Raw genomic sequence first — 14,628 nt, forward strand, 5'->3', positions numbered from 1 at the left:
TCCGCGCGGCTGCCCAGCGGCCGTTCCCTGAAACGTCGTGCAACAAACCGGACGTGATCGACAAGGGGCTTGTTTCGGTCACTATCGATCGCATTCGATCAAGGATGTGTCAGAGATGCCCGCGCTCCGTGTGAAGGTTGTGTGAAGAGGGCACTATCACCTGCGACGCCTCGGAGGGCGCGCATTGGCACAAAGGGGCGTGCGCTGTCAGAGGTGCCGACTACATTCGGGAGGACGGTGCAGAGACGCTGGACGGGCCGGAGCACGGGTGAGGGGAGGGGACCGCATGGCCAAGAAGGACGTACCGCCCCGCTGGGACCGCAAGATGCAGCAGCGGCTCGCCCGCGGTGAGGCGGCCGCCCTGGGCGAGCTGTACGACAGATTCGCCTCGCTCGTGCACAGCCTCGCCCACCGCGTCCTCGGCGACGAGAAGGCCGCCGACACCCTCACGCGCGAGGTCTTCGCGCATGTCTGGGAGCACCCCGAGGGCTACGACCCCAAGCAAGGCCCGCTGCGTTCCTGGGTGGCCGGCGTGACCCACCGGCTCGCCGTGCAGCGGCTGCGCGACAGCGGGACCGCCGCGCTGCCCCACGGGGCCGGCGGTGCCACGGGGGAAACGGCGGAGCTGGAGCGCACGGTGCGGCGCGCCTCGGTCGCCGCCCGCGCCGACTTCATCGTCCACTCCATGCCCGCCCCGCTGCGCGCCGCGCTCGAACTGGCCTACTTCCAGCGCCGCGACTACCGCCAGACCGCCGCCGACCTCGGCGTCACCGAGGACGAGGCCCGCCGCCGGCTCCGCCTCGGCCTGCAGCTGCTCTCCACCGCCCACGACGCCGGAGCGCCTCCGGAACACGGGGGTGCGGTGTGAGCGAGGCCGACCGGTTCGAGGCACACGACGAGCACGAGGGAGATGGGGGAGGAGAGGGGTACGGAGGACACGAGGGGGATGGCGATGACCGCGGTCCGAGTGGTCCGGGCGTGCCCGGCGGCCCCGGCGGCCCCGGCGGTCCCGTCGGGAACGGGCACTCTGGTGAGGGCGATGGCGGCGGCTCCGGGCAGGTGCCGTCCGGTTCCGGTACGCCCGAGCCGGACCGGCCGCGCATACCGACGCCCCGTGCCTCCGTGGAGGACGGCGGTCGCCTGCTGCCCGGCCTCGCCGATCTGGGAGAGGCGGTGCCCGTGCCGCTCGACCTGCCGCACGACGTCCTGAAGTCGCTGCTCGGGGCCTGGGCGCTGGCCGCCTGCTCGGCGGCGGAGACCGCGGCCGTCGAGGACCACCTGGGCTCCTGCGGGGCTTGCGCCGACGAGGCCCGCCGGCTGCGCGAGGCCGTCGGCCTGCTGCACCAGCCGGAGAGCCTCGACCTGGACCCGGGGCTGCGCACCCGCGTCCTGGAGGCCTGCCTGGACCGCCGGCCGCCGCGCATCCCGCTGCCGGCCTGGGCGGCGCCGTACGACGCCGAGGCCGCGCGGCTGGACGCCCTGCTGCAGGACTTCGGGGACGCCGAGTGGCACTCGCCGGTACGGCTGCGCTGGTTCGAGGGCGACGAGCCGACGAGCCGTCGTACGACCGTGGCCGGTGTGATCGCCCACCTGCTGTCGGTGGACGGGCTGATCGCGCTCACGCTCGGCCTGGAGGACCCGCTGGCCGAGATCACCGGCATGCAGGGCATCGATGCGGAGGGCCCGGCGGAACGCTCGGAAGCCTTCTGGCGGACCTCCCACTTCCCGCCGACCCGCTCGGTGCGCGGGCCCTGGCGGGAGCAGAGCCACAGCCTGGTCCGCACGGTGGCCTTCACCGGCAGCCACGCGGGCGGACTCCCGGTGTCGTACGGCGACTTCTCGCTTCCGCTGCACGACGCGATGCTGGACCGGGCCTTCGAGTGCTGGGTGCATGCCGAGGACATTGCGGAGGCGGTCGACTATCCCTACGAGCCGCCCGCGCCGCGCCACCTGAACAAGATGATCGACCTCGCGGCCCGCATGCTCCCGACCGCGCTCGCCGAGCGGCGCCGCACGGGCCGCTCCGCGCCGGGCGGGACCCCGCACCTGGTCGCGGCGGGCGCGCCCGGCCGCAGCCTGCGCCTGGAGATCGAGGGCGCGGCGGGCGGTGAGTGGCTGATCCCGCTGGACTCCCCGGCGGCGGTGGGCTCGGCGGAATTCGAGGTGGCTCATGTCGCCCTGGACGGCGTGGAGTTCTGCCGCCTGGCCGCCGGACACATCCCACCGGAGGAGGCGGCAGCGGGCCAGGTCGGCGACCGGCAGGCGATCAGGGACGTGCTGTTCGCGACGGCGGGGTTGAGCCGGATGTGACCGTGCTCTCGGCGATCACGCCGACGCACTCACCGAGTGCCATGTGCAAGGGGGGTACGAAGGCGGCGAGTTCGGCGTCGGAGGCGTTGTCCGCGTCCAGTACGGCGCCCACGACGGCGAGCAGGGTGGCAGCTGACGTGAGTGCGTGAGCGTCGGCGAGTGCGTCGAGGCAGCCACCGGGCCGCGTGACCGCGTAGGTCTCCTTGCCGGTGGCCGGGTCGACGCCGAGGCTGCGCAGGCGCGACGCGCTCATACGGCGACCTCGCACGGGACGGCGTAGTCCTGGCCCATGGTCGCCAGTACGGCTGCCCGGCGCCGTTCGCGTTGCAGGCGCCGTCGGTCGAGTTCCTCGCGTTCGCGTTCCCACAGGGTGACGTAGGGCCGGACGAGGGGCTGGCCGTCGGCGAGGACGACGGGCAGGGGCGGCTTGACGGGCCTGGGCGGCAGGGGCGCAGGTCGACTCCAGTTCAGTCGGCTCAGGCCCTGGCGAGGAAGTAGCCGCTTCCCGCCGGGGCCGATCGCTTTCGTGGGAGCAGGCTAGCGTAGATAACCGTGGATAACTACGGATGCGCGGAAAGCCATGGTCACCCAGGCTGAAGGTCATGGACCTTGATCGCACGCGCCCACTCTGGCGGCAGATCGCAGGGGAGATCATCCGGCGCATCAAGGACGGCACGTATCCTCCGGGCAGCCGCGTGCCGTCCACTCTGGAGATCGCCCAGGAGTTCGGCGTGGTGAACGCGACCGCGGCGAAGGCCATGAGGCATGTGCGAGAGCAGGGCTGGACTCGTGGCGAGGTCGGCCTGGGGACTTTCGTCGCCGACCCTCTGCCACCCGCAGCCGAAGAAACGCCGGCCTCCTGAACGCAGCTTCATCGGGCCGGGCCGAGTACCTCGTCGGCGCTGCGCGGCTCTGTGCGTGACTGCTGGTTGAGCTTGTGGCGCGCGATGGAGGAGTGCCGGTAGACCTCTTTGCGGGCCCGCATGATGTTGCCCAGGGGGGCGTGCTCGGCGGTGACCCGCCAGGGAGTGAAGGACAGTGAGTCCATCTTCTCCAGGTTTTCCGGGCCGGAGATGTCCTGCTGCGGCAGCCGTAGCTTGGCCACGGTGACGGGCGGCGAGAGCTTCTCGGGCCACTCCACGGTGGTGTCCTCCACCGGCATGCGCTCCAGGTCGGTGCAGAGCTGGACCTGGATGTCGAAGGCGTAGGGCCGCTCCTGCAACTCGGCCTCCAACGCCGGTCGGAAGACCTCCGCCGCCGAGGTCGGGTCGATGTCCCGCCGGACCACCGCGGCGGCGGAGGGCGGGTCGGGGGTGATGCGCACCTTGGCGATGTAGTCCCCGTGCCGGACCGCACCCATCGTCCAGTAGCTCGACAGCAGTACGTTTGCCGGAGCGGTCTTCGACAGACGCAGGAAGGCCAGGAACTCGTCCCACGCCCAGTTGTCCTGGTCCAGCGTTCCCTTTCCGGTCACGAACTCGGTGAAGAAGCGATGTGCTCCGGGCCGGCCCTGCGAGAAGTAGGCCGGCGCGTCGAGGAACAGCTCCTGGATGAACAGGTAGTGCTCGACCGTGTTGCAGAAGAAGATCGGTCCGTTGATGTTGGCGTAGTCGAAGGTGCCCGTGTCCGGTTCGTCTTCCAGCAGGGTCGGACCGGGGATGTCGAACATCTTCAGCGCCAGTCCGGTGGCGGCGCCCAGTCGCGCGTCGGCTCCGGCGTGGGGCGAGCCGTTGGAGAAGCGGATGAGCGCGTCGTGGGTTCCCGGGGTCGCGTAGATCCCCTGGGCGTACTCGGCGGGGAGCCCGTCCAGGATCTCCACTTGCCCCCGGACCAGCCCGTAGCCCTTGGCATGGGCGTCGCGGAGGGCCCGTCCGGTGCCACCGGCCTCGACCGACTCGGTGATGTATTTCTCGGTCTTTGCGATCACCGTCTGCAGGCTCTCGTCGAAGTGCGGATCGTCGTCTTCGATGTCCGGTGTGTAGCGGACGAACTGTGCTGCCATGACTCCGACCTCTCCTCTCAGAGACCGTGATCGCACCTCAGCGGCTTGGAACTGCCCTCAGCCCTCCAGTTCGGCGAGCCAGCGCAAGGCGCGCAGACCCGGTACGAAGCAGTACTCGCCGCCTCGGGTGACCACGAAGCTGGGCAGGTTCTGCAGGCGACGCCGGACCGGCTTCTCCGGGATGGTGACGGTGCCGGTTCCGCCGTGATGCCCGGCCACCGGGTCCTGCTCGCCGGGATAGCCGATGAAGTTGCCGTCGTTGACCCATTCGGCCTTGATGAACTCGAACTGCCTTTCCAGGTGGGCTCCGAGGAAGACCCCGACCAGGCCGCGGTCGGCGCCGTCGTCCTCCAGCACGCCCTCGGGCAGCGGCGGGCCGTAGGTGGTGCCGCGGCGGATGAGACGGTGCATGCGTGCGTCGCCGATGATGGTGGAATCACGGGGGTTGGTGCGCCGGATGTGCGCACTGGCGGGGCACCGGTACCCCCGGTCGTCGTTCTCCCGGTACAGGAAGTTGTTGACGCGCTGCGGGTCGGCCGCCAGCTCCGGATCGTCATGCTCCGGCGTCAGCGTCAGCGGCGCCCCGCTGGGCCAGCGCCCGACCATCTTCGCCGCCAGACGTGCCTCCTCCTCTGCGCTGGAGCTGTTCGCGCGCAGGTAACGGCGCCAGGCCGCCACGTTGGTGTGGATCTTGCGGACGGCTGCGTAGGTGCCGTTGCGCCCCAGCACCTCGGGTTCGGGCATGGGCGGGAGGCTGCCGGTTTCGTCGGGGTAGCCGAGGATGAACTCGCCGGCCTTGATGGGAGCTTCCTGCGGGTTGGAGCCCGGCAGTCCGACACCCTCGATGTTCGGATGGCTGATGCCGTCACGGAACCCGAAGGTGGTGCGGCCGGTCGGGAGCTGACGGACCTCCTGCTGCCAGATCACCTGGACACCGGGGGTGTCCTCGTAGGCGACACGAGCCCGCTTCAGCTCCCTGTCCAGCTGCGCCGCATCGGAGGAGAGGGCGCTCAACGCGATGTGGACATCACCCGTTCCGAACGGTGCCTCCCAGTGGGCCGGCGCACTCTCGCCCACGTCTCCGATCAGCTCCGCCCGGGCGGCCATGCCCGCACGGAACGCCTGCGGAAAGCTGTCCAGCGACTCCTGCGGCACCCCCAGGGCCCTCAGTCCCTGGTAGGTGAACGCCACAGCCACCCAGGCTTCCCCGCTCCGGTCCGCGTCGGGCAGACCACCCGAGGTCACCGGGAGCAGCCGGCGCAGCAGGGCGCGCCCGGCGTGACGGTCGTCGACGCGCAGGAAGATGAACTTTCCCTCGTACGGGACGGGCCGTGGACGCAGGGCCCCGCTCTGGACGTCGTCGATCTCGACACGCACACCGGTCGCGCCGCTGCTGTCCGCAGGTTTCATGATCGCTTGTGCCTCCACATCGTCCGGGCTCTAGGCCGAGGCTTCCTCCAGCAGCTTCTGGAAGGCAGGCGTGGCCACCAACTCCGCGTTGGCCGGGTTCTCCAGCGCCGCGCGGAACTCGGCGGTGTCCAGCACCTCCTGGAACGCTTCGTCCACGCGCTGGTCCTTGTAGATCTGCTGAACGGTCAGATCGGGATAGGCGCTGACGAAGACCCCCGCGGGCGCCTGGTGGGCGACGAACCAGTCCTTCACCCCTGGATCCTTGACGCCGGGGAACCCCACGCTGTGCGAGAAGACCTTGTCGAAGCGCTCCCCGACCACTGTCTTGGCGAAGTCGTCGATGTAGGTGTCCCAAGAGCCGTCGAAGACGCTGGCGAACATGAACCGGGTGTCGTTGTCGAAGATCACATGCCGTGCGTCATGCAGGGTGCCGATCTGGCGCACCGCCGCGTGGACCCTCTCGTCATCCGCCGTGTCGGCCATCGCGGCGAGATCCTCACGCAACGCGTCCGCATGGCCCGGCTTGATCTCGGTGAAGACGGTGAACTCGCTGCAGACCCCATCCGACTTGCCTGGCCGCTCGGGGTGCGCTGACCGGCCTGCACCTGTCGTCGCAGTCATCGTGAAACCCTCCTGCCACGGATCGGTGCGAGGGTCGCCCAGCACCCGAACATGGGACGCCATCGCCCTCACATGCCCATGCTCACCGCGGATGCGGCGCCTCGCATCCTCAGCCCCGGCCGATGCGGTCGCCCGGGACGGCATCGGAGCGGGCGGTGCAGGCCAGGCCAGGAGCCCTCGCGTCCCGAGAAGCTCCCGAGGACAGATCCGGCCAGGCACAGGAAGATGGAAGCGGTGGGACGTGCCAAGTACGCCGCCGTCGCCACACCCGCTCCACTGGATCGCCACCCGGAGGCAACCATGGGCGCAGTCCTCGGTGACGTGCTGGGTTTCGCGGCGGCCGTCGCGGTCAGTCCGCTCCCGATCATCGCCGTCATCCTCATACTCGCCACGCCCCGAGGGCGGCTCAACGGCGTCCTCTTCACCGTCGGCTGGATCCTGGGACTCGCGGTACTGGGCGCGGTGATGCTGGCGATCGCCTCCCCGGCCGGCGCCTCCGCCCACAAGCATCCGGCCACCTGGGTGGGAGCGCTCAAGCTCGCTCTGGGCGTGATCCTCGTCCTCTTCGGCGCCCGGCAGTGGCGCCGACGCCCCAGGGATTCCTCGCAGGCCCAGCTGCCGAAGTGGATGGGCGCGATCGACCGCCTCACGCCGGTCAAGGTGTTCGCACTCGGGCTGGCCTTGGCCGCGCTCAACGCCAAGAACGCACCGCTGACGATCGCCGCGGGCGCCGCGATCGGCTCAGCAGGACTGCCGGTCGGGCAGCAGATCGCATCGCTGGCCATCTTCGTCCTGATCGCCACCCTTGGTCTGCTGGCCCCGCTGGGAGTTTTCCTCCTCGGGGGAGAGCGCGCCAAGACCACGCTCGCCAACTGGAAAGAGTGGGCAGCTCAGCACAATGTCGCTGTGATGGCCGTCCTGTTCTTCGTGCTCGGGGTGAAGCTGCTCGGAGACGGCATCTCCATCCTCACCTCCGGCTGAGAAAGATCGAGCAGACGAAGCGACCGAGTGGATGGCAATGTAATAGTCAGTCGGCAATCTCTGACCATACGGTCGCCTGAGCCATTACACCCGTGCTGAAGCTGTCGCTCGTCGATGTGATGGTCAGGACAGCGATGCGCCCGGCCTGCGTCTTGAGGCAGATCACTGTGCCCTTCTGAACTTCGACCATCCAGACGCCCTGAGTCGAGATCAGGTCAGAACATGCCTGCCGAGTCGGCATTTTCTGCCCCTGCCACACCGCGAGGTTGACTGCCGAGCTGTCTTTCGTGGGTCCTGGGCGGATCAATGAGTCCAAGTACGACATCCGCCGAAAGGTCGTCCCTCTTCGGTGGGTTGTAGTCCAGCTGCGGACCGGACTCGACCTTGCCAACTGAACGGAACCGCAAATACCGAGCGAAGTACCGCCACATCGCCAACCACCTCAACACGGAGATCTCTACGGCTGCGTGGTCCCCGGACCATCTACCCTTCTCCGACAGCTTTCAAGGCACGCTCGACCTGCTGCTTCGAGTGCTGTTGGCTGCGGTGAATGGCCTTGGGGCAGAAGCGGAACAGGACAGCGATACTGTCCAGAACTGACGATCACCGTTGACACCTGCTCGGTGATCGCGGTCCCTGCGTGTGGTGCTCACGCTTTCCCGTCGTCGCTTTCCCGGTCGCCGTCGGCGAGGTGCTCGCCCTGGCGAACGGGCGCGTGGGCTCCGCAGGGTCGGAAGCGGGCGAGGTATGCCGGGCTTGGGCCGCGGCGCTCGGTCAGGTGGAGGCCGGCGGCGTCGGCGAGCCGGTGCAGCCGGCCGAAGGGGATCCAGTGCCGGTCGAAGAACTCGCCGATCACCAGCCGCCCGCCTGGTGCCAGCACCCGTGCCGCCTCGCGCAGTACCCGATCCGGCTCGGGGATCTCGCCGAGCGCGGTCACGGCATATACGGCGTCGAATGTCCCGTCGGCGTAGGGCAGTTCACGTGCGTCCGAGCGGGTGGGCCTGATCGTCGCCAGGCCGTCGCGCTCGGCGCGGCACATCACGTGGTCGAGCATCTCCTGCTGGATGTCGAGCACATCGAGCCGTCCCTCCGGCCCGAGCTGCGGGGCGACGTGCAGCGACTGCAGGCCCGTCCCCGGGCCGATCTCCAGGATCCGCTCCCCCGGCCGCGGTTGCAGTACGGCATCCATCCGGTCGGCTGTCAGGAACGGCAACGGCACGTCGAGCAGGCCGCGTTGGGCGTACGGATAGGGCGCCGTGTCGCCCAGCCACCAGGCGGCGGCCAACGCGGCGCCCGCGCCGGCGGCGACCGCCCAGCGGGTCCGGGCCGGGATCGGGGCGACGGCGGCGGTGGTGATGCGGTGCATGGTGTTCTCCGGTGGATCGATTCGGTTCGTGATCGTTGTTCGTGGTAGGCGGTCGGGCGGTCGGCGTCACGTGTGCCGGCCCAGCGCCCGCAGCGCCAGCCGGCCGCACAGCGCGGCGAGCGGCAGCTCGGCGCCGAGCGCCATGGCGACCGCGGTGGCGAAGTCGCCGCCCGGGGCCGCGGTCGTGGTGTCGAACCAGGCGTCCACCACAAGCAGCGTCGCGGTCGCGGCGGCTGCCAGGGCGTGCCGCCGGTCGCCGCGGGCGGCGAGGAGGCCGGTGGCGATCAGGCCGAGCGCCTCCAGCGCGTCGAGCCCGACCCAGGCAACCGGCCAGTGCGCCGCGGTCGCGGTGGCCGGCAGGCCGGTGGCCAGCACGTACAGCCACGGCAGCAGGCCGAGCCCGCAGGCGACCAGCAGCCCCCCGGCCCGCCGCATGCCCCGCGCCGGGCGCGGCTCCTCCACCTCTTCGTGGAGCGGGATGACCTCGGCGCGGTCGAAGCCCTCGGCACCGGCCACTTTCTCATCACACAAGGTCAGTTGACGCATCGTCTTCCCCCGCTCCCCGCCGGCTCTCCCCTTCACGTGCTCCACCCTCCGCCGCACACCAGGGCGCCGTCAGTCACGCAGGGTTCCGACCCGGGGTGGAGAAAAGTGCACCCCCGAACCGGGCGGGAGCGTCATGGCACGGGGATGGCCTGCGGCTTTACCGTTTGACGCATGCAACTCACGACGTGGCTGCAGCTGGTACTGGGCCGGCCGTTCCGCAGGGCGGGACACCGGACCGCGCTCGTCGCCGCCGGCCTGCCGCTCCACCTCGCCGTGGTGCCACTGTGGCTCTGGCTGCTCGGCACGATGGCGGCGTTGGTGCGCGCGCCCGGCGCGGTAGCCGTGACTCCGCTGCCCGTGCTGCTCACGCTCGTGGTGACACCCCTGCTGACCGTCGGGCAGCGGCGGCGTTACCGGGCGCTCGTCGGCAAGGACCTCCCGCGCCCCGCCGTACCCGGGCCCGGACGCAACTGGACGTCGGCGGTGCGCCGGCTGACCACGCGGGCCTTGTGGCGGCAGGTCTGCTACCACGCCGTGGCGGGTCCGCTGCTCGCCGTCCTGGACCTCGCCGTCCTCGCCGTCTGGGCCGCCGCTCTCGTGGCCGCCTCCATCTACGTGTGGATCTGGGCGCTGCCCCCTCAGTGGCGGGTCACCGACCTCGGGTACACCACGCAGGCCGTGTACATCACCGCCGGCGGTCTCGCCCTGCTGTTCCTCGGGCCCCGGCTGACCGGCGCTCTGGTGCGGCTGGAGGCCCGGGCGGCCGAGGTCCTGCTCGGCCCCAGCCGCACGGAGAAGCTGGCCCGCCGGGTCGCCGACCTCGCCGAGAGCCGGGCCGGCGTGCTCGACGCCGCCGACGCGGAGCGGCGGCGGATCGAGCGCGACCTGCACGACGGCGTGCAGCAGCGCCTCGTCTCACTCGCCGTCAACCTGGGCCTGGCCAGGTCCACCCTCGGCGACCTGCCGGAGGACGCCCGCAAGGTGATCGACGAGGCGCACCGCGAGGCGAAGGAGGCGATCGCCGAGCTGAACAACCTGGTGCGCGGTCTGCATCCGGCCGTCCTTGAGGACCGCGGCCTCGACGCCGCGCTGTCCGGGGTCGCCGCCCGCCTCCCGATCCCGGTGCGCGTGGCGGTGGACCTGCCGCAGCGCCCCTCACCCACGGTCGAGGCCGTCGCGTACTTCGTGGTCTCCGAAGCCCTGACGAACGTGGTCAAACACGCCCAGGCGACCCAGGCGGACGTGACCGTGGAGCGGATCGGGGAGACACTGCTGGTGGTCGTCGCGGACGACGGCGCGGGCGGCGCGGATCTCGCGGCGGCCGGCGGTGGCACCGGGCTCGCCGGGCTCGCCAAGCGCGTCGCGTCCGTCGACGGCACGTTCTCCTGCCGCAGCCCCGCCGGGGGCCCGACCGTCATCACCGTGGAGCTGCCGTGCGCGCCGTGATCGCCGAGGATTCCCTCTTGCTGCGCATCGGCGTGGTCAAGGTGCTGGAGGCGGCCGGCTTCGAGATGTGCGCGCAAGTCGCCGACGCAGAAGGGCTGCTGGCGGCCGTCGAGGAGCACCGGCCCGACATCGCCGTGGTCGACGTGCGCATGCCGCCCGGCTTCACCGACGAGGGAGTGCGCGCCGCGCTGGTGATCCGCCGCCAGTACCCGCGTACCGCCGTGCTCCTGCTGTCGCAGTACGTGGAGGAGCGGTACGCCGCCGATCTGCTCGCCACCAACACCTCGGGCGTCGGCTATCTGCTCAAGCAACGGGTCGCCGACGTCGAGGAGTTCGCCGAGGCGGTACGCCGGGTGGCGGCCGGCGGCACCGCGCTCGACCCGCAGGTCGTCGCGCAGCTGCTGGTGCGCCGGCACAGCGATCCGCTCGACCGGCTGACACCGCGCGAGCGGGAGGTGCTGGAGCTGATGGCGGGCGGCCGGTCCAACTCCGGCATCGCCGCCGAGCTGGTCGTGAGCGAGAGCGCGGTCGCCAAGCACATCAACAGCATCTTCACCAAGCTCGACCTGCCCAAGGCCGACGCCGACCACCGCCGCGTCCTGGCGGTGCTGCGCTTCCTGGGCGTTGCGACCGCATAGTGCGCGATCACGCCCGCATGCCCAGTCGACAACGGTGCTGATCGCCATGTGGTGGGGAATGCGGCGCCTTCGGACACGTGCTCTTCACCAGGCTTTGCCGCGGTGGGCGTCGAAGGCGGTGGCCGTGGTGCGCAGGGCCACGGCATGGGTGGGGCCGGTCAGCGCTGGTGTATTCGCAGTCTTCGAGGGTTGGGCGGGGTGGCTCGGGCTGGTCGGCCGATGTCCGGAGCAGACGTGATGTCAGGGCGGTCGTCGCGTCAGCGCCTTCGTCCCGGGTTCGGCGGCGCCGGTGCGGGGGATTCGGCCGGAGGTGGGGAGGATTGGCCGGGAGCGGCCGAGACCGTCTGCGGGCTGCGCCTTCGGGCGGCGAGAACGCGCTGCTCGGCGAGGTCCGCGCTCGTGGCGCCGCTGCGCAGCATGCTGGTGGCTTCGGCCAGCGCGGTGCGGGCGGCGGTGAGGTGGGTGGCGATCCGGTTCCGGGCGAAGTCGGCGTTGGCACGCGGGTTGGCGTAGGCCGAGGTGAAGTGGTCGATGAAGAGCTGATCGGCGTGGGCGCCGCCGAGGGCGTTGATCGCGCCGCCAGCGGCGGCGACGGTGTGGGCGAGGTCCGTCGCGGTACGGGCGTGAGCTTTGCGGGCAGCCGGAGCGCCGGCGGCCGTAGCCACACGGACGGCGCGCGCGACAGACCTGGCGCCCTGGCGCAGATCATCCCCAGGCCCATGACGGTCAGCGGGTGGAAGTCGTGGTCTGCCGCCAGGTCGTCTCCCTCGGCTGCCCGTACGCAGGCCGGACCGTGACCGTGCACGTGGCGGAATCCACCCTCACGGTCGAGCTGGACGGCCAGGACCGCGTCATACAGCGCACCACCGGCGTCCCCGTCCGCCACGTGAAGGCGAACAAGCCCCACAAGGTTCCCGATGGAGTCCAGTACTCCATCTGTAGATCGCGATCAGGGTCAGTCAGTGGTCGAGGTCGAACGTGAAGCGCCTTGTGTTCGTAGCGATCGTGTCGGCGTGGACCGTGCCACGAGCCCGGTCGAATTTTCCGGTGCCCCCGGTGATCCCGTTGTCGAACGAAGGGGGAGGGCCCGGATTGAGGAAGCCGAAGACCATCCCCTGCACGGAGAGCTGGCCGCCCGGGAGGTTGTAGGTCACGACGCACTCCTCCTCTCCGCCGTTGTCGACCCGGGTGGTGGTGCAGGTGCCGCCGGTGTCGCCGACCTGCTTGTCGTTCTGGTCGAAGAGGATCGAGCGGAAGACGGCCCGATCGCCCTGGGCGGGGCTGCCGCCGGGGTTGACGGGGAAGCGGGTCTCCTGCGCGAGCCGGCCGATGAGCTTGAAGACCTTGTCTCCGCCCTTGGCATGAGCGGAATCGGTGTCCGTCGCGGCGGCGCCCGCCACAGGGGCGCAGGCGAGAAGCGTGACCAGCGCAGTGGCCGTGCCGAGACAGGCTGCTCTGATGGGGCGCATCGTGTGGCTCCTGAGGTTGATATTCACCGATGGGCAGGTGATGTATTCATAACCTCGGCTCTGCCGCTGCCCGGAACGTCCCGGTGCGACTCACCGGCAGATCCGATCGATCGGACCAACCCGGGACGAGAGACGGCCCGCCCGACCGGACGAGTCACGCGGGCGGGTTGGCTGAGCTGCCATGAAGTCGCGGTGGGTGACCATGGAGCGGAAACCGGCGGAGGTCATGCTCTTTGAGGACGCCGGCGTAAGGCTTCCGTGCGTCGGCGTGGGCCTCGGACCCCCACGGACGAGATGGATTGCCTGAGCGGCCTAAGGGAACGGCCTTGAAAACCGCTCCCGCAGCTTGTACTTCAGCACCTTCCGCAGCGTCTCGTTCCTCGGCAGCGCGGCCACCACCTCCAGCCGCTCCGGCAGCTTGTGCACGGAGAGGCCGGCAGCCCGCAGGTATGTGACGACCTCCGGCAAGGTCAACTCGTCGGCATCCGGCGGCTGCTCCACCACCGCGCAGACCAGCTCGCCCCGGTCCGCGTCCGGCAGGCCGATGACCGCCGCGTCCGCGACCAGCGGATGCGCGGCGAGCAGGTCCTCGATCTCCTTGGCGGAGATGTTCTCCCCCTTGCGGATGATGACGTCCTTCAGGCGGCCGGTGAGGACCAGGTGGCCCGAGTCCGTCAGACGCCCCAGGTCGCCGGTGCGCAGAAAGCCCTCGGCGTCGAAGGCGGCCGCCGTCTGGGCGGGGTCCAGATAGCCCTGGCAGACGGCCTCGCCGCGCAGCCGTATCTCGCCGTCGACGATCCGGATCTCCATGCCCGACGGCGGCCGGCCCTCGGTCGTCGCCAGGTTCTCCGGGGTGTCCTCGGGGTCGCCCATGGTGATCATCGGGACCTCGGTCATGCCGTACCCGTGCGTCAGCTGTACGCCCATCTCGCGGACGACCGCGTGATGGAGCTCGGGTGGCTTGGGGGCGCCGCCGCCCGCGAGCAGGCGCAGGGACGGGATCAGCCTCGTTCCCGGCGGCTGCTTGCGCTGCTCGGCCAGGAACATCGAGTAGAACGCCGTCGAGCCGCCGGCCATCGTCACCCCGTGCCGCCGGTACTCCGCGAGCGCGTCCGGCAGCGCGAAGTGCTCGAACAGCACCGCAGGGAAGCCGTACAGGAGCAGCATCACCAGATAATCCGGGCCGCCTATGTGGGCGTACGGGAAGGCGATCGAGCCGACGTCGTCCGGCGTGAGGCGCAGGGCGTGCGCCAGGCAGGAGCCGCCCGCGATCAGGGAACGGTCGGTGTGCAGTACGCCCTTGGGGTCGGAGGTGGTGCCCGAGGTCCAGTAGATCCAGCGGACCGAGGTGCCCTCGGAGGGGGGAGCGGGGAGCGTCGACGGGTCTCCCTCCGGCAAGGAGTCGTCGTACGCCTCGAAGATCCCCTTCGCGCCGAGCCGTCGTGCCATCTCCGTGTGGTCGTGGCCCCGCCACACGCCCGGGACCGCGAAGAACTCCGCCTTCGACTCGCGCAGCGCGAAGCCGGCCTCCCGGTCCCGGTAGAAGGGGATGACCGGGGACTGTACGGCGCCCAGGCGGGCCAGCGCGAGGGACAGCAGAACGGTCTCGATACGGGTGGGCAGCTGCCAGGCGACCACCGTGCCGGGGCGGACCCCTATGGCGTACAGGCCTGCCGCGACCCGTTCCGAGCGCGTGCGCAGGTCGCCGAAGGTCAGGCTGCGGTCGCCCTGGAGCAGTACCGGGCGGTCGGGGGTGAGGGCGGCGCGGCGGGCCACCAGGTCCCACAGCGTGGGTGCGGAACTCAGGGCGTGCGGGGTCTCGTTCACGGGTGCCCCCAG

At 70.6% G+C, this 14,628-nt stretch carries 16 protein-coding genes and 1 pseudogene; 7 read left to right on the forward strand and 10 right to left on the reverse strand.

From position 1 onward, the window contains the following. The first annotated feature begins 286 nt into the window (after positions 1–286). A complete protein-coding gene (locus O1G22_RS23595) occupies positions 287–868 on the forward strand; it encodes a sigma-70 family RNA polymerase sigma factor (protein ID WP_270083132.1) in 582 nt (193 codons plus the stop codon). Then, the gene (locus O1G22_RS23600) at positions 865–2,310 is read left to right on the forward strand and encodes a zf-HC2 domain-containing protein (RefSeq protein ID WP_428986393.1); all 1,446 of its coding nucleotides are present in this window, start codon (positions 865–867) and stop codon (positions 2,308–2,310) included. The genes O1G22_RS23595 and O1G22_RS23600 overlap by 4 nt, the downstream gene beginning before the upstream one ends. Here the strand turns inward: O1G22_RS23600 and O1G22_RS23605 are convergent. Beyond that, complete coding sequence (locus O1G22_RS23605; protein WP_270083133.1) at positions 2,267–2,563, reverse strand: hypothetical protein; 297 nt, start codon at positions 2,561–2,563, stop codon at positions 2,267–2,269. The genes O1G22_RS23600 and O1G22_RS23605 overlap by 44 nt on opposite strands. 349 nt (positions 2,564–2,912) lie before the next feature. Here O1G22_RS23605 and O1G22_RS23610 point away from each other — a divergent pair, with 349 nt between their 5' ends. Further along, positions 2,913–3,173, forward strand: a complete 261-nt coding sequence (locus O1G22_RS23610) for a GntR family transcriptional regulator (protein ID WP_270083134.1) — start codon at positions 2,913–2,915, stop codon at positions 3,171–3,173. Positions 3,174–3,181: 8 nt separating this feature from the next. Here the strand turns inward: O1G22_RS23610 and O1G22_RS23615 are convergent, their stop codons facing one another. Genes O1G22_RS23615 through O1G22_RS23625 form a run of 3 tightly spaced genes read right to left on the reverse strand, consistent with a single transcriptional unit; the run spans position 3,182 to position 6,343 of the window. Then, positions 3,182–4,312, reverse strand: coding sequence for a catalase family protein (locus O1G22_RS23615; RefSeq protein WP_270083135.1), 1,131 nt, complete (start codon positions 4,310–4,312; stop codon positions 3,182–3,184). 57 nt (positions 4,313–4,369) lie between these two features. After that, positions 4,370–5,722 (reverse strand): Dyp-type peroxidase, encoded by a 1,353-nt coding sequence (locus O1G22_RS23620; RefSeq protein ID WP_270083136.1) that lies wholly within the window; start codon positions 5,720–5,722, stop codon positions 4,370–4,372. 30 nt (positions 5,723–5,752) lie between these two features. After that, on the reverse strand, positions 5,753–6,343 hold the full coding sequence (locus O1G22_RS23625) for a hypothetical protein (RefSeq protein ID WP_270083137.1): 591 nt from the start codon (positions 6,341–6,343) through the stop codon (positions 5,753–5,755). Positions 6,344–6,643: 300 nt separating this feature from the next. On the opposite strand from O1G22_RS23625, the gene O1G22_RS23630 reads away from it, so the two are divergent. After that, entirely contained in the window at positions 6,644–7,324 is a 681-nt protein-coding gene (locus O1G22_RS23630; RefSeq protein WP_270083138.1) for a GAP family protein, read from the forward strand. A 46-nt stretch (positions 7,325–7,370) separates the two neighbouring features. On the opposite strand, the gene O1G22_RS23635 is transcribed toward O1G22_RS23630, so the two are convergent. The 3 genes from O1G22_RS23635 to O1G22_RS23645 all read right to left on the reverse strand — a co-directional run bounded on the left by O1G22_RS23635 (position 7,371) and on the right by O1G22_RS23645 (position 9,272). After that, a complete protein-coding gene (locus O1G22_RS23635; RefSeq protein ID WP_270083139.1) occupies positions 7,371–7,649 on the reverse strand; it encodes a hypothetical protein in 279 nt (92 codons plus the stop codon). Positions 7,650–7,973: 324 nt separating this feature from the next. Next, positions 7,974–8,690, reverse strand: coding sequence for a class I SAM-dependent methyltransferase (locus O1G22_RS23640; RefSeq protein WP_270083140.1), 717 nt, complete (start codon positions 8,688–8,690; stop codon positions 7,974–7,976). Between the two features lie 66 nt (positions 8,691–8,756). After that, positions 8,757–9,272: a hypothetical protein gene (locus tag O1G22_RS23645; protein WP_270083141.1), complete on the reverse strand. Its 516-nt coding sequence runs from the start codon at positions 9,270–9,272 to the stop codon at positions 8,757–8,759. Between the two features lie 135 nt (positions 9,273–9,407). Here O1G22_RS23645 and O1G22_RS23650 point away from each other — a divergent pair, with 135 nt between their 5' ends. Beyond that, positions 9,408–10,682: a sensor histidine kinase gene (locus O1G22_RS23650; protein ID WP_270083142.1), complete on the forward strand. Its 1,275-nt coding sequence runs from the start codon at positions 9,408–9,410 to the stop codon at positions 10,680–10,682. After that, positions 10,670–11,320: a response regulator transcription factor gene (locus O1G22_RS23655; RefSeq protein ID WP_270083143.1), complete on the forward strand. Its 651-nt coding sequence runs from the start codon at positions 10,670–10,672 to the stop codon at positions 11,318–11,320. The genes O1G22_RS23650 and O1G22_RS23655 overlap by 13 nt, the downstream gene beginning before the upstream one ends. 257 nt (positions 11,321–11,577) lie before the next feature. Here the strand turns inward: O1G22_RS23655 and O1G22_RS23660 are convergent, their stop codons facing one another. Further along, positions 11,578–11,985: a hypothetical protein gene (locus O1G22_RS23660; RefSeq protein ID WP_270083144.1), complete on the reverse strand. Its 408-nt coding sequence runs from the start codon at positions 11,983–11,985 to the stop codon at positions 11,578–11,580. A 74-nt stretch (positions 11,986–12,059) separates the two neighbouring features. Between O1G22_RS23660 and O1G22_RS44905 the strand changes: the two are divergent. Beyond that, positions 12,060–12,302: pseudogene (locus O1G22_RS44905) on the forward strand (hypothetical protein); the annotation flags it as partial. Here O1G22_RS44905 and O1G22_RS23665 read toward each other — a convergent pair. Beyond that, on the reverse strand, positions 12,280–12,789 hold the full coding sequence (locus O1G22_RS23665; RefSeq protein WP_270083145.1) for an allene oxide cyclase barrel-like domain-containing protein: 510 nt from the start codon (positions 12,787–12,789) through the stop codon (positions 12,280–12,282). The pseudogene O1G22_RS44905 and the gene O1G22_RS23665 overlap by 23 nt on opposite strands. Positions 12,790–13,101: 312 nt before the next feature. Then, positions 13,102–14,616, reverse strand: coding sequence for a class I adenylate-forming enzyme family protein (locus O1G22_RS23670; RefSeq protein ID WP_270083146.1), 1,515 nt, complete (start codon positions 14,614–14,616; stop codon positions 13,102–13,104). Between the last annotated feature and the right edge of the window lie 12 nt (positions 14,617–14,628).

Origin of the sequence: Streptomyces camelliae (assembly GCF_027625935.1) — a bacterium.
In the GTDB taxonomy this organism is placed as follows: domain Bacteria; phylum Actinomycetota; class Actinomycetes; order Streptomycetales; family Streptomycetaceae; genus Streptomyces; species Streptomyces camelliae.